Below are 14,252 nucleotides of genomic sequence, written 5' to 3' on the forward strand. Positions count from 1 at the left end.
GTTCGCGGCGCCGCCTCGTGCGTCATCATCGTGCGAGGTGATCAACCGAACGTCACGGTCAGAGAGGCGCTATGAGCCACTTTCAGCACGGCCACCGGGTGGTGGGGAGCATCTCGGCCGAGGTCGTCGAGCGTTTCGGTGAGATCGTTTCCCCCGGCGTCGAGGAGGCCTGGAAGAATGAGGGCGCCCTGGTCACTCAGGACGGTTTCGTGCGCCTCATCGATCCGGCGCTGCTGCTGCCGGTGATGGAGATGATCCTCCCGTCGCATCCCGGTGCGATCCCGCTCTTCACGACCGCCTGGGGCGACCTCGTGGTGCAGTACGACGACACCTACGTGCTCGTCCTGTACCGATACGGCTTCTACGTCGAACACTCCGGCTTCGTGTCAGACTTGATCTTCGATCACCTGGAGGATCGCCACGCGCAGCAGACGAGGCTTCAACGTCAGTGCTATGACGACGCGGTAGCGACGTTGGGTGAACCGGCGATCGACGAGTGCTTCGGGTTCAAGCTGCCGCTGGCGCTCGGCGGGTCGGAGGTTGCGGACAATGTGGTGCGGCGCAAACTGAAGGAGCATCTGTTGTTCCTGGTACAGACCGGCGGCGCGCCGTTGGACCTCGACGAGGTCGACCCGCCTCAGGACGAGCCGCTACCGAGGGGCCGGGTGGCCGCGGGCACCGGAGCGCTGACCGATGAGGAGAAGGAGTGGGCGGTGCTCGGCGAGCAGCAGCTCGACGCGCTACAGCCGGGCCTGGAGTTTGGCATCGAACGCCTGCCTGGTGAACAGGCGGTGTACGTCTGGCAGATGGGCTTCGGCGGTGCTCAGCTGATCATCAGTCGCGACGGGGCGTTGCTGTTCGGTACGTCGGCGTTGGAGCGGGACCAGATGATCGCAGCATGGCGCACCGGCAAACGCACCCCGGCTGCGGACCTGACCGCGGCGGCGGCACAACGCCGCCAATAGCGATAGCCGGCGTCCACCAGACTCGGCGGTTATTTATAGGTGACCGCAGCGGCCGCGGCAGGGTGCGGTGACAGTGTTCTGAGCAGGTGGTGCGATGGTGGCTGGGCAGAAGGCACCCCGCTGCCCACGGAGGGGCGCCGCCCGGTCGTCAGCGAACCGCGCGGCGGCCACGCGCCCTGGACGCCTGGCCGTACGCCGACAGCACCAGCGCGGTAACGCCCCAGAGGACGACCGCCCAACTTGTCGGTGGAGTCCAGGCCGACAGCCAGCCCGCACTGTCCGCCGCGCTCAGCGGAGCACGCGGCTGCACCGATATCGCCGCGACGGCGAAGCTGGCCGCCGCAAGGCCGCACAGCACCGGCACCACCGCGCGGCGGAACACGACTGCGGTGAGCAGAGCCGTTACCAGCCACAGCGATGCTCCGGACAGGACAGCGGCGGTGGTGGTGGCGCGGTCGGTCGGAGAGGGCTGCTCACCGAAGAATGCCGCGGAGGCGATGAGGCCCGCGTACAGGGACCATGCGGCGCCGGGCAGCGCCAGGATCAGCATCAACCAGGGCTACGTCCAGTGGCCTGGTTCGCGGGGAGGGGGAGGCGCTCGGCAACGAGTACGGTCGCGTCGATGCCGCCCGTGCGCTCTGGCGGCTCGGCACGGCCGTCGCCGACCCGTACGGCGACAAGGGCGCGGTGGCCCTGCTGGTGGAGATGGGCGCGGTCGACGCGGTGCCGGGGCTGGTCGAGTTGGCCGACCGTGACGAGCGGGTGGTGACGTACGGCTCGTACGACGAGACCGTGTGGTCGGACGACCGTCTGCGACGTGATCTGTACACGGCCATCGCCGCCCTGCGATCGTCGGTGCGGTGACGCCGGATGGCCGCCAGGCCGGCGTTGATCCGTTCCTGGTGGGCCGCCCGGACCGCGCCGGCGGCGGCCCGGGCAGGGGTTCAGCGGGGCCAGCGGAGGGGACCGGGGCGGATCGACCAGAGGATGCGGCGCCACCAGGGGCGGGCGGCGCGTAGCGCCGTGACGTAGTCGTTGGCAGTCGTGACGGCCCGGGCGGCCTGCTCCGCAGTGGCCGTGCCCGGGGCGAAGGCCACCTGGTTGAGCAGGCCGGCCAACTCCTGCACCCGTGCGTCGAGGTTACCGGGGCCCGTCGTGCCCGGCGGGTCGTCTGCCGGGGCGGGACCGGCGGTGGCGGCCGGACCGCTCGCGGGCCCGGAACTCCCGGCGCGGGCGTCGGTGACGGCCCGGCGGGCGTGGGCGGCGACCTCGGTGGCGGCCAGGTCCCCGCCGACCGGGCGGCCGGCCAGCCGCAGCGCGTCGGTGACCTCCCGCCAGGCGCCGGCGATGCGCTGGCCGGGGTCGCCCCGTTCCAGCCGCGCCCGGGTCTGCGCCCGGCGCATCACCATCAGGACGACCAGCGCGGCCACGACCAGCAGCAGGGTGCCGCCCGTACCGCCGGCGACGAGCAGCGCCGTGGACGGCCCGCCGGTGTCGGTCGGCCCGCCGGGTGCGGCCACCGGCTCCGGCGGGGCGGTCGGCTCGACGGTCGGCTCCGGCACCTCCGACGGGGGCGGCTCGTCGGGTGTCGGGCGGAAGTCCTCCTCCACCGGGCGCGGTTCCTCGTCGGGTCGGGGCAGCGGGTCGAACGGCACCCAGCCGAGCCCGTCGAAGAGGACCTCCGGCCAGGCGTACGCGTCGCCGGCCCGGACGGGGCCGTCGCCGGTGGAGCGGAAGCCGACCACCACCCGGGTCGGCAGCCCGGCCAGTCGACCCAGTACGGCGAACGCTGCCGCGAACTGCTCGGAGGTGCCGCGCTGGCCGCCGGCGTCGCGCGGTCCGAAGAGGAAGAAGTTCAGGTTCGGGTAGGCGTGCCCGCTCGGCGCGTCCGCGACGAGGCGGTAGTGCTCGGCGAGGAACTGTTCCACGGCGGTGGCCCGCGCGTACGGGGCGCCGTTGGACTCGGCGAGCTGGGTGGCGAGCCGGCGCAGCGGCTCGGGCACCCCGTCGGCGACCCGCAGCACCCGGGCCACCTCGTCGCCGGCGGGCACGTCCGCCGTGCTGAGCAGGTTTCCGTCCGGCGTCTCCACGGCCGAGGTCACGGTGTAGCGCAGGCCCGGTGTCAGCCCCTCCGGCCGGATCAGCGTCCCGGTTGTCGGGTCGTACGCCACCCGCGCCCCGGTGACCTCGCGCGGCGTGGCGGCGGCGGGCAGCAGCCGGCCGCTGAGTTCGGCGACGGTGATCTCCTGTCGTACCGTCTGCACGGTGCTGTCCGGCGCCGGTGCCGTTGCCGGCAGGATCCGTCCGGCGTTGCGGTACGTCGCGCCGACCCGCCAGGTCACGCCGTCGTAGTCGCTGAGCACGGCCAGCCGGATCGGTGCCGGCCGGCCGCCGGTGTCCGGCCCGGTGCCGGAGTCGGGGGCGGGTGCCCCGGTCGGCGCGGGCGCGTCCGGGGAGTCGGTGTGGACGTCGAGCAGCTTCTGTCCGGGGTTGAGCGCCCACCCGGAGATGCGGATGAGGGGGCTCTCGTCGAGTGCCTCCACCTGCGGCGGCTCGACGTACCGGCGTGGGTCCACCGGCCGGCCGTCGACCTGGCCGGCGAGCGCCGGGCCGAGCAGGGCGGCCAGGCCGACGACCACCGCCAGCCCGGCGGCGGAGGCGGCGGCGAGCCGGGTCCGCATGGCGGCGCGGATCGCGGGCGCCAGCCCGGCGGTCGGGTCGCCGTCGGCCGTCGCCGGGCTGCCCGACGGTACGGCCAGGCCGAGTACCGCCACGGCCACGACGGCCAGGGTGGGCCCGATCGCCGGGTCGGCGTTCGGGCCGACCACGTAGAGCGCGGCGGCGTAGAGCAGCACCGGCGGCAGGTAGCCGAGCAGTACCCGGCCGGCCCGCAGCGCCACCTCCGCCGCGGCGAGCCCGGCCAGCCAGGCGGCGACCAGCGGCACCAGCACCGTGTCCGGGGTCGGCTCGACCGGGATCATCGCCGTGAGTAGCCGGGGGATGCCGTTCGTGGCGGCGTCCGTGGTTACCTCGGCGAGACCGCCGGGCAGCTCGGCCCGGGTCGCGGTCAGCCGCAGCGACCAGGCCGTCCAGCCGGCCATCGCGGTCACCGAGACCGGCGCGACCAGCCACGACGGCAGCCGACGGGCCGCCACGCTGACCAGCACCGAACCGATTGCGGCGCCGAGCACCAGCCGGGTCAGCAGCGGGCCGGCGTAGACCCGGCCGAGCACCGCGCCGGCCAGGCCGATCATCGCGATCAGCGCCAGCGGCACCGGCACGGCTCGCAGCGCCCGCAGCATGGCCCGCCCCGGTCCGGCGGTCCCGCTGCCGCCGGCGCCGTCGCGGTCCGGCCCGGCGCTGCCCGCGGCCTGGCCGTTGCTGCCCGTGGTCTGGCCGCCGCTGTCGGCCGGCGGCGCCGTGCCGGCGCGGACTCCGCCGGTAGCCCTCACCACCTGCGCACCCCGTCCCACTCGGCGGCGAACGCGGCGCCGTCCGGGGCGTCGATCACCACCAGGCCGGCCGTGTCCGACGGCGCCGGCTCCGCCGCCCCGAAGATCCCCACCACCACCGACGGGTACGCGGCCCGCAGCGCGCCCACCGCGCCCAGGTCGCCCCGGCCGCCCGGACCGGTGAGGAAGACGAACGTGTCGCCGAGCCGTTCCCGCCGCAGCCGGGCGGTGGCGGGCTGGAGGACGTCGTCGGCGGCGAGTTGTGCCGCCGCGAGCCGGTCCAGCGGCCCGCCGCCGTGCCCCGTCCCGTCGCCCGTGGTGTCCGACCCGGACGGTTCCGGGGCGACCGTCAGCAGCACCACCGGCAGGTCCTCGCGGACCGCGGCGGTCACCACCGAGGCGGCGGCCTCGCACGCCGACTCGAACGACTCGGCCACCCCGTCGACCCGCTGCGGGTGGGCGACCGCCCGGTTGTCCAGCAGCACCACGATCCGGGGCAGGCTGGTGTCGACGTTCTCCCGCACCATCAGCTCGCCGACGCGTGCGCTGGTGCGCCAGTGCACCCGGCGCAGCTCGTCGCCGACCACGTACTCGCGCAGCGAGTCGAAGGTGATCGACCCGTGCGGCACCTTGTCCACCCGGCCGTCCAGGCTGCGTCCCGCCCCGGTGGGCACCGCGTGCAGCGGATGGATGCGCGGGTGCACCCAGACCGGCACCGTGCCGCCGTACGGGCGGGCCAGCGCCACCAGGCCCAGCGGGTCGCGCCGGGTCACCCGCAGCGGCCCGACCGGCACCACGCCGCGGCGGGAGGTCGGCACGTCGTAGCGGACCGTGGTGTCGCGGCCCGGTCGCAGCCGCAGCAGCGGCACCGGGATCGACCGGTTCCCGCACCGGTCCTCGGCCACCAGGCTCGCCGCCGGCAGCCGGCCGGCGTTGCGTACGGTCAGCGTCATCGCGGCCGGCTCGCCCCGCGCCACCCGGTCGGGGTCCGCGCTGCGGGTCACCTCCAGCCGGGGCCGCCAGGCCGCGGTCGCCAGGGCGTAGCCCACGGCGGTGCCGGCCGCCGCGCCGAGCAGCGTCAGCTCGGGGTACGCGAAGCGGAAGCCGGCGCCGAGCAGCACGACGGCGGCGACGAGCAGCCCGACGCCTCGGGCGGTGAGCGCGGACACCGGCGTTGCCGGTCAGCCCTGGACCGGGGCGGGCTGGCCCGATGGAAGCGGCACCGGCACCGAGGCGACCGCCTGGCGCAGCACCTCGGCGGCGGTCACTCCGCGCACCTGCGCGTCCGGGGTGAGCAGCAGCCGGTGCGCGAAGACCGGCTCGGTCAGCGCCTTGAGGTCCTCCGGCATGATCCAGCCGCGCCCGTCGATCAGCGCGTACGCGCACGCCGCCCTGGTCAGGGCGATCACGCCCCGGGGGCTGACCCCGACGCGCACCTGCGGGTGGGCGCGGGTGGCCGCGGCCAGCCGCACCGCGTACGTGTAGAGCGGCTCGGCGATGTGGACCCGGCGGGCCATGCGGACCATCTCCCCGACGGTGGCCGTGTCGGTGACCGCGGTGAGCGCCTCGGGGGAGCGGACCGTCGCGCCGCGCAGCACCTCCACCTCGACCGCCTCGTCGGGGTAGCCGACGGAGAGCTTGACCAGGAACCGGTCGAGCTGGGCCTCGGGCAGCCGGTAGGTGCCGTCCATCTCCACCGGGTTCTGGGTGGCCACCACCAGGAACGGTTGCGGCACCGGGTGCCGGACGCCGTCGACGGTGACGGTGCGTTCCTCCATCACCTCCAGCAGCGCCGACTGCGTCTTCGGCGAGGCCCGGTTGATCTCGTCGGCGATGACGATGTTGGCGAACACCGGTCCCGGGTGGAACTCGAAGCCCCGGGTGGCCTGGTTGAAGATGGTCACCCCGGACACGTCCGAGGGAAGCAGGTCGGGGGTGAACTGGATGCGCCGCCACTGCCCCTTGACGGTGGCGGCGATGGCGCGGGCCAGGGTGGTCTTGCCGACCCCAGGCACGTCCTCCAGCAGCACGTGCCCCTGGGCGAAGAGCGCGGTGAGCGCCAACCGGACCACCTGTGGCTTACCCAGCACGACCGCGTTGACGTTCTCGGCCAGCCGGGCGGCGAGGGCGGCGAAGCCCTGCACCTCCGGCTGGGTGAGCGGCTCGTGGGTGTTCACGGGTGGTGCTCCTTGCCTGGTGGGTCAGCAGGTGGGCAGGACGTTGATGTTGTCGCCGCCCTCGAGGTTGAGCCAGGCCCAGGGGATGTAGTTGCGCCCCTTGTAGTCGACCTGCACCCACCAGGTGCTCTGCTTCTGGTTGTTGTAGATCCAGGAGTCGACGTTCTCGCCTGACTTCTTGCAGTACGCCTTGAGCCGGGTGCCGGGCTCCGCCCAGCCGACCTGCCGGTTGTTGTCCTGCCGGGGGACAGAGAAGATCTCGTTGCCGTTGCGGCCGTCGACGTCGGAGTTGCAGTACGTCTGCTGGTCGCCGTCGGGGCCGTTGTTGCAGGTGGCGATCCCGTAGAGGGCGGCGGTGGTCTGGGCGCGACTGGCGGTGCCCTTGCCGGCGGCGTTGCTCGCGGTCACCGTGAAGGTGTACGCCGTGCCCGGGGTCAGGCCCGTCATCGTGATGCCGGAGCAGTTCCCGGTCTTCGTCGGCTCGCCGTTCGTGCTCAGCGAGCAGGTGGCCTTGCCGCCGCCGGCGTCGACGGTGAACGTGACCGTCGCCGAGGTGGCGGTCGCCGACGAGCCGGTCACGGTGATGCGAGGCTCGGCCACCGTGCGGGCGGTGGCGGTGGCCTCCGGGCCGGGACCGGCCTCGTTGACCGCCTTCACCTTCACGGTGACGTTCTGGCCGTTGCCCAGCCCGTCCACGGTGGCCCGGGTGTCGGTCACCTCGCTGGTGCGCCCACCCACGTCCACCAGGTACTTCGTCACCGGGCGGCCGTTCGCCCCGGCCGGCGACCACTGCACCGCGACCGTGCCCGGCCGGTCGGCGACCGTGGTCGCCCGCAGGTCGGCGGGCCGGTCCGGCGCCGCGTACGGTACGACGGTGTTGCTCACCGGGGAGGCCGCCGAGCCGGCGCCCCGGTCGTTGACGGCGACGACGGTGAACGCGTACTGCGTGCCGTACTCCAGCTCACCGGCCGGTACCACCAGCTCCGTCTTGCGGGACTCACCGGCCGGCGCGTTGGTGCCCGCCGAGGTGGCCGTGACCACGTACTTCGCGATGGTGTTGCCCTGACCGTTGGCCGCCGGCCAGCGCACCAGCACCGTGCCGTCCGGCCGTTCCTGGCCGGTGACGCTGGCCGGCGGGTCGGGCACCGCGGCGGTCGGGGTCACCGGGTTGCTGGTCCGCGCCGGGCCGTCGCCCTTGGCGTTGACCGCGTGCACCGAGAACCGGTACGTCTCGCCGTTGGTCAGGCCCTTGATCTCCACGGCCCGCTGGTTGGCGCCCACCTGCACCCGCTGGCCGGCGCCCTCCACCACGTACCGGGTGATCTCCGCGCCGTTGATCGGGGCCGGCCGCCAGCTCACCCGGGCCTGCGCGTTGCCGGCGGCGGCGGTCACGCTGCGCGGCGCGCCCGGCTTGCCGACCTTGGGCTTCTTCGGCGGGGGCGGCGGCAGGGGAGCAGGCGGCGGGTCGCCGCCGAGCACGTCGTTGGCGTACTTGTCGACCTCGCGGACCTGGTGCTTGTCGTCCACCACCCGGGCGGTCGCCGAGTCGGGGGCGTTGACGAAGAGGTGGTTCTCCCGCACCTCCAGCTCCAGCGGCCCCGTCCCCTTGCCGCGGATGGTGTCGACCAGTTGGCCGTTCGCATCGAAGGCGTAGATCGTGCCCGACGCCTCGTCGGCGCAGTAGAACCGGCCGGCCCACGCCACCGCCGGGCTGAGCCGGTCGCCCGTGCCCGGCACGGTGAACGTGCGCACCTCGCCGCCAGCACCGACCACGTGCACCCGCCGCTCGCCGGGCACCGTGACCGGCACCGCCGGCCCGCTGGTCCGCGCGGGCAGCGTGCCCGGGGCGCTCATCGTCAGCGACGTCGGACGGACCTGGCCCCGCTGCACGGTGACCAGCGCGCCGGCGGTGCGGTCGAGCACCGCGACGCCGTCGTCCAGGGTGGAGACCACCAGCTCGTGACTGGCCTCCGCGATGTCGTACGTCTCGATCTGCTTCGGGCTGAGGCCGGCCCCGGCGGCGGCCGAGGCGGGCGCGGAGGGCAGCGCGGCGGCGGTGATCGCCGAGACGGTGCCCTCGCTGGGCACCGCGATCCAGAGCCGGCCCTCGCCGTCGAAGGACCCGCCGGTGATGCCCGGCGGGTAGCGCACGGGCTCGCCGACCGGCGTCAGGGACCGCGGGTCGAGCTGCCGGACGATGCCCTGCACGGCGTCGACGACGAACGCCGCGTCCTCGTGCAGGGCGACGCTGACCCCGAGGCCCGGGGTGGTACGGGTGGTCGCGGTGATCTGCAGGGTGGCCAGGTCCAGCGAGCTGACCTGGCCGGTGTTCAGGTCCCGCAGGATCAGCAGCCGGTCGGTCTGGGTGACCTGCATCGGGTGCCGGCGGGCGGCCGGGATCTCGACCCGGGTGTCGACCCGCGCGGTGACCCCGTTGACCCGGGCCATCTCGCTGCGGGCGGTGCTCCACAGCCAGGAACTCGCGTCGTAGCTCGCCACCGCGTTGTCCGCCGCGCCGAGACCGAGGACGGTCAGCCCCATCGCGGCCAGCAGCGCCCCCACCGTTCCGATGGTGACCAGACCGCCCCGCATCCGGCGGGAGCGGGCACGCGGACCGCCGGCGTTCGCGGCGTCGTCGATGGTGGCCACTACCGGCTGCCTCCCGTGTCGTCCTGGCAGGTGGCGCGCCCTGACCGGCGACCCTCCCCTGAGCCGGGTGCCATCATATGGCCCGGCCGGGGGCGGGGGAACCCGCGCTGTCCCGCTGTGGACACCGAGCGTGCGCGCCGCGCCGGGGGTCAGCCTCAGGTCGCCGGCGTGTCGCCCTCCCGCTCGGTGCAGACCTGCCCCGACGTGGCGAACGAGTCCGTCGAGTAGACCGCCAGCACGGTGAAGCAGTAGTCCACCCGCGAGTTGAGCCCGTTGACCGTGTAGCTGGTCTGGCCGGGGTCCACCGTGGCCATCACGCCCAGCTTCTGCCCGGCCCGGCCGCCGGCCACCATGAACGGCACGCCGCCGCGCGCCGGGTCCGTCCAGCTCAGGGTGATCGTCGCCGAGTCGTCCCGCAGCGCCAGGTCACCCGGCGGCGGGCCGGCCGCGTTCGGCGAGGCCGTCGCGGTCGTCGACGCGGCCGGTGTGGCGGGCCCCGCGGGCGGCGCCGCCTCCCGGCTGAGCACCAGCACGCCCACCCCGACGAGCGCCGCCAGGGCCAGGACCGCGACGACCACGGCGACGACCACCGCCGTCCGGCTCCGGCCGCGCTCCTCGGGCCCCGCGACCATCGGGTACGCCGCCGGCGGCGGGAAGGCCAGCACCTGGTGGGCCGGCCCGGGCACGGTGGACGGCGACGGCACCTCCTTCATGGGGAACGTCTCGTCGATGTCGAGGTACGCCGGCGCCTGCTCTCCGGTCCCCTGCCCCCGGCCCGGCTTCCGCTCCAGCGCGGGTTCCTGGTCCGGCTCGTCCTCGACGTCCTGGTCGCGGTCGCTCCCGGTGGCCGCCGGCTCGGTCAGCGCCTGCGGGGGAGCCGTGCTGCTCCACGGCGGCGCGGTCATGCTCCACGGCGGCGCCGGCGCCCCGCTCACGGGAGGCGAGGGCTGCGGCGGTGCGCTGACGGGCGGGTACCCGGGAGGCGCGCTGACCGGCGGTCCGCTGATCGGTGGCGCGCTGACCGGGGGCGCGGGCGGCACGGCGACCTGTGGCGCAGGTGGTGCGCTCACCGGTGGTGCGCTGATCGGTGGCGCGCTGACCGGGGGCGCGGGCGGCACGGCGACCTGTGGCGCAGGTGGTGCGCTCACCGGTGGTGCGCTGACCGGTGCCGTCGGCGCAGGCGGGTGCGGGGCCGTGGCGGCGACTTCGGACGTCCCGGGTGAGGCGGGGGCGGCCTCCGACGTACCGGGTGGCGCGGTGGTGGCCGGCGTGGCCGCAGCGGCCTCGGCCTGCTTCGCGTTGGCGGTGCGGGCGGCCTCCTCGGCGAGCAGGGGCTCGATCTGCCGTACCTGGATCGTGGGGTTGTCCCACCTGGGCCCGCGCGTCGACTGTTCCGGCGCCTCCGGCCCGGCCGACGCCGCGTCGTCCGGCACGGCCGGACGCGGTGCCTCGGCGTCGGGCGCCGGGCGTGCGGCGGCCGGGGCCGACGTCTGGGCGGTGGGGACCGACGGCGGGGTGGGGGGTGTCGGCGTCCTGTCGCCGGACGTCGGTGCCGCGGTCGGCCGACCGCCGGATGCCGGGGACGCGGCCGGTTCGGCGGTGGGTTCCGGTGCCGTGGAGGGCGTGGCGTCGGCCGTCACCCCGTGGGCCGTCCGCTGCCGCGGTGGCACGGCGGGGCCCGGCCGCGACGGCGCGCCGGCGGGCGGCGTGGGCGGCACCGACACGGCGGCGGGGGCGGGAGGCGCCGCGTGTCGCGGGCCCGACGCCGCGGTCGTCGCCGCAGGCGGGGGAGACGAGAGGGCGTGCGCCACGTGCGGCGGGACCGGCGGCGGTGGCGGGATCGTCCTGGCGGACGGCGAGGTGCCCTCGGCCGCCGGTGCGGCGGGATGAGGCGGGCTCTGCGGCGCGGGCGCCGACGGACCATGCGCCACGGACGGCTGCGCGGGGGCAGGGGCAGGGGCCCACGGAGACTGCGGCGGCGCTGCTGTACCGCTGGCGTGGTGCGGCGGTACCGCCGGAGGCGGCGGGATCTGTTGCGCCGGAACGGCGTGCGGAGTGGCCTGTCCGGTCGCGGCGGCGTGCGGCGGTACGGGCGGAGCCGGCACCCGGGCGGCGTGCGGCGGGTTCGGCACGACGGGCGGGGCCGGGGGAGCCCATCCGCTGTGCGGCGGGCTGGGCACCACCGGCGGGGGCGGAACCGGGGCGGCGCCGGTGTGCGGCGGGACGGGCACCGCCGGGGGAGGCGGCACCGGGGTGGCGTGCGGCGGCGCGGGCACCACCGGCGGGGGCGGCACACGGCCGGCATGCGGCGGACCCGGGTAGGGCTGGGCCGGCGGCTGGTACGGCACCGGCGCGGCGCCGGTGTGTGGCGGGTACGGCGGCGCGGGCGGCGGGGTGGCGGTGGCCCGAGCCGGACCCGGCGGAGCCGGAACGGTGGGCGGCGGCGGGATCGGCCGGTGGTACGGCGAAGCGGGCGGCGCCGTGGCTGGGCCAGCGGTCACCTGCGACGCGGGCGGAGGCTGCACCGTCGGGGGCTGTGCGGCCGGAAACCGGGGTGGCTGGGGGATCGCGGTCGGCTCGTGGGGCCGCCACGCGGTGGAGAGGGCGGCCAGCGAGATGGTCGGCTCCGACAGGGCCGACAGGTCCGGCCGCGGGCCCGGCGCGGCCTGCTGAGGGGCGGGAGCGGCATCGCCGAGATACTGCCGGGCCGTGCGTACGGCCGGGTGGTCGACACCGAGCACGGCGGGGCCCAGGGAGGCGACGAGGCGGTAGTTGCGGCGGGCCTCGTGCCGGTTGCCCAACTCATGCGCCACCGAGGCCAACTCGAAGGAGAGCGCCAGCATCAGCGGGTCGGCGGGCGGCCAGCGTCGCTCGCCGGCGGCGTACGCCTCCTCCAGTGTCCGACGGGCAGTGCCCGGGTCGTCCGCCTCCCGGTGCAGGCGGGCCAGCAGGTGCGCGGTGCTCAGCACATCCGGGTGATCCTCGCCGTACGGCGGCCGGGCGGATCCGACGGCGTCGGCGAGCAACCGGCGGGCGGCGGTGAGATCGCCCGCGGCGCGCAGGGCGAGGGCCCGGTGCTGGACGGCGGCCAGGGGAGAGGGATGGGACACGTGGTCATGCTGCCGGGTCGGACCCGCCGGACGCTACCCGGGCCCGCCGGTCGGCGTCGGTCGTCCCGCGTCGTGGACCGGCCCGACCTGCACGGACGCACCGGCCGGAAGCCGATGTGCATGATCCACCCGGGGCGTGTACAGTAACTCCTCGTGCGGCCCGCCAGAGCGGCCTGCGGGTGATGAGATCCCCCAGGTCGGCGCGGTAGGCTGGACGAGTAAGTCCGGGTGGCGGAATGGCAGACGCGCTAGCTTGAGGTGCTAGTGCCCGTATAGGGCGTGGGGGTTCAAGTCCCCCCTCGGACACATTATTTCCCCACGAAGCGTGATTTCTCTTCACGTTTCGTGGGGAACCCGTCCCGTTGGGTGGGGATTTTCGCTGTCTGGGTCAGGACGCTCGTCGGGGCGGTGAGCGGGAAGACCGCCGTGTCAGTTTCGACGGTCCAGGTGTCGTGGTCGCACACGATGATCATGTCGTGGAGCCGTAGGTAGCCAGCGACGTTGTCTGGATCCTGGTCGCGCATCGCCGGGTGGTGCCGACGCAGGCAACTGTCGTGTCGAATTCTGTCCAGGAGATGGTCTTCTCGGACGTAGAGGGTCTTCTGTCGCCTCGATGAGGTAGGTCGGGCGCTGGTGTTGCCGTGTCGGCATCGGTAGCCGGCGCGGTCGTGGACCCAGTGAGAGTCCATGATTCGGCCGCACACCCCGCAGCAGATCACTCCGGCCAACACGTAGTAGCGGGGGATGCCGTCGGCTGGGGTCGGCGCGGTATGGATCGCCTGGACGGCGACGAAGTGTTCTTCGCTGACCAGCGGAGTATGCGCGATCTCGCGGGAAATGACCCAGTCAGTGGAGGCGCTCCACCGCTGGATCTCGTGGTGTCGATCGAACGTTCCCTTGTCAGGGACGGCATCACGGTCGGTGCGTTGACGGTTCCAGACCTGCCGGCCGGTGTAACGAGGGTTGGCCAGGATCGCCGCGACAGTGGTGAGCATCCACTGGCGGCCGCTGCGGTGGGGGTTACGCGCTGGGTCGGCGCCGGATGGGCAGGGGACGCCGGTGTCGTTGAGGGCGCGGGCGATGCTGGCCACGCTCCGGCCGGCAAGCCGCTGCTCGAATATCCACCGAACATGGGGTGCGCTGGCGGGGTCGGGTTCCAGGCGGTGCAGGCGGCGTCCCCAGGCGGCGTGGGCGCGGTTCGGGTGAGGGCCGGCGTCGGAGAGCCGGTAGCCGTAAGGCGGACGGCCGCCGAGATGCCGGCCCTGCAACTCTGCCTGAGCGCGCATGGCTGCGGTCGTGCGATGCCGGGCTCGGGACACCTCCCGCTGGGAGTGCACGCCGAGCAAGTCCAGCAACGCCACCTGCCGCGGGTTGTCGAAGTCCACCGGACCGTAGGTCTCCGGCAACCACAGCTGCACGCCATGCCTGAGCAAGGTGGGAGTCAACTGTTCAAGCTGCTGGCCGTGGAAGGCGCGCTCGTACTCCCCGACGACGATCGCGTCGAACCCGCGCGCCGGATCCGTCACCGCGGCGAGCAGCCGTGCCGCCTGCGGCCGGTCCGGCCAGGGCACCCGGCGGGAGACGCCCTCGTCGAAGAACTCCACCACGATCCAGCCATGACCGGCGACCAAGTCCTCGGCGTAGTCGCGCTGCCACCGGCACGACGACGCCCGATCCTGGAAGTCGATGGTGGACATCCGTCCATAGAACGCGAAGCGCAGTCCATCCGGGGGCCGGGTGAACCGTTGTGGCCGCAGCTTCCGCTGCGCGGCAGCCCAGGACGAAAGAGTGCTCCGTCCCGGTTCAGCCGTCGTCCTCGTCGCCATAGGACCTCCACGATCGGCACATCTACCCCGTCATGGTTCCCACGTCCAGAGTAGGAGGAACGCTCGTTTCGCG

General features: G+C 74.6%; 9 protein-coding genes and 1 tRNA gene. 3 read left to right on the forward strand and 7 right to left on the reverse strand.

Annotated features, from left to right (window positions below):
* The first annotated feature begins 71 nt into the window (after positions 1–71).
* Positions 72–965 carry a T6SS immunity protein Tdi1 domain-containing protein gene (locus AB0G14_RS22705; RefSeq protein ID WP_357700424.1) on the forward strand — a complete coding sequence of 298 codons (894 nt, stop codon included), beginning with the start codon at positions 72–74 and terminating at the stop codon, positions 963–965.
* A gap of 148 nt (positions 966–1,113) precedes the next feature.
* Here the strand turns inward: AB0G14_RS22705 and AB0G14_RS22710 are convergent, their stop codons facing one another.
* Positions 1,114–1,515 carry a hypothetical protein gene (locus AB0G14_RS22710; protein ID WP_357700426.1) on the reverse strand — a complete coding sequence of 134 codons (402 nt, stop codon included), beginning with the start codon at positions 1,513–1,515 and terminating at the stop codon, positions 1,114–1,116.
* Between AB0G14_RS22710 and AB0G14_RS22715 the strand changes: the two genes are divergently transcribed.
* Complete coding sequence (locus tag AB0G14_RS22715) at positions 1,485–1,829, forward strand: hypothetical protein (protein ID WP_357700428.1); 345 nt, start codon at positions 1,485–1,487, stop codon at positions 1,827–1,829. The genes AB0G14_RS22710 and AB0G14_RS22715 overlap by 31 nt on opposite strands.
* 80 nt (positions 1,830–1,909) lie before the next feature.
* Here the strand turns inward: AB0G14_RS22715 and AB0G14_RS22720 are convergent, their stop codons facing one another.
* From AB0G14_RS22720 to AB0G14_RS22740, 5 genes are all read right to left on the reverse strand, one after another.
* Positions 1,910–4,267 (reverse strand): transglutaminaseTgpA domain-containing protein, encoded by a 2,358-nt coding sequence (locus AB0G14_RS22720; RefSeq protein ID WP_357700494.1) that lies wholly within the window; start codon positions 4,265–4,267, stop codon positions 1,910–1,912.
* A 146-nt stretch (positions 4,268–4,413) separates the two neighbouring features.
* Positions 4,414–5,586, reverse strand: coding sequence for a DUF58 domain-containing protein (locus tag AB0G14_RS22725; RefSeq protein WP_357700430.1), 1,173 nt, complete (start codon positions 5,584–5,586; stop codon positions 4,414–4,416).
* Positions 5,587–5,598: 12 nt separating this feature from the next.
* Positions 5,599–6,594, reverse strand: coding sequence for a MoxR family ATPase (locus AB0G14_RS22730; RefSeq protein WP_357700432.1), 996 nt, complete (start codon positions 6,592–6,594; stop codon positions 5,599–5,601).
* A gap of 24 nt (positions 6,595–6,618) precedes the next feature.
* Positions 6,619–9,186, reverse strand: coding sequence for a fibronectin type III domain-containing protein (locus AB0G14_RS22735; RefSeq protein WP_357700496.1), 2,568 nt, complete (start codon positions 9,184–9,186; stop codon positions 6,619–6,621).
* Positions 9,187–9,398: 212 nt separating this feature from the next.
* Positions 9,399–12,353 carry a tetratricopeptide repeat protein gene (locus AB0G14_RS22740; protein WP_357700434.1) on the reverse strand — a complete coding sequence of 985 codons (2,955 nt, stop codon included), beginning with the start codon at positions 12,351–12,353 and terminating at the stop codon, positions 9,399–9,401.
* Positions 12,354–12,575: 222 nt separating this feature from the next.
* On the opposite strand from AB0G14_RS22740, the gene AB0G14_RS22745 reads away from it, so the two are divergent.
* A tRNA-Leu gene (locus AB0G14_RS22745) sits at positions 12,576–12,659 on the forward strand.
* Between the two features lie 2 nt (positions 12,660–12,661).
* Here the strand turns inward: AB0G14_RS22745 and AB0G14_RS22750 are convergent.
* On the reverse strand, positions 12,662–14,179 hold the full coding sequence (locus AB0G14_RS22750) for a recombinase family protein (RefSeq protein WP_357700436.1): 1,518 nt from the start codon (positions 14,177–14,179) through the stop codon (positions 12,662–12,664).
* Positions 14,180–14,252 lie beyond the last annotated feature (73 nt).

Origin of the sequence: Micromonospora sp. NPDC023814, assembly GCF_040639595.1 — a bacterium.
Taxonomy (GTDB): domain Bacteria; phylum Actinomycetota; class Actinomycetes; order Mycobacteriales; family Micromonosporaceae; genus Micromonospora.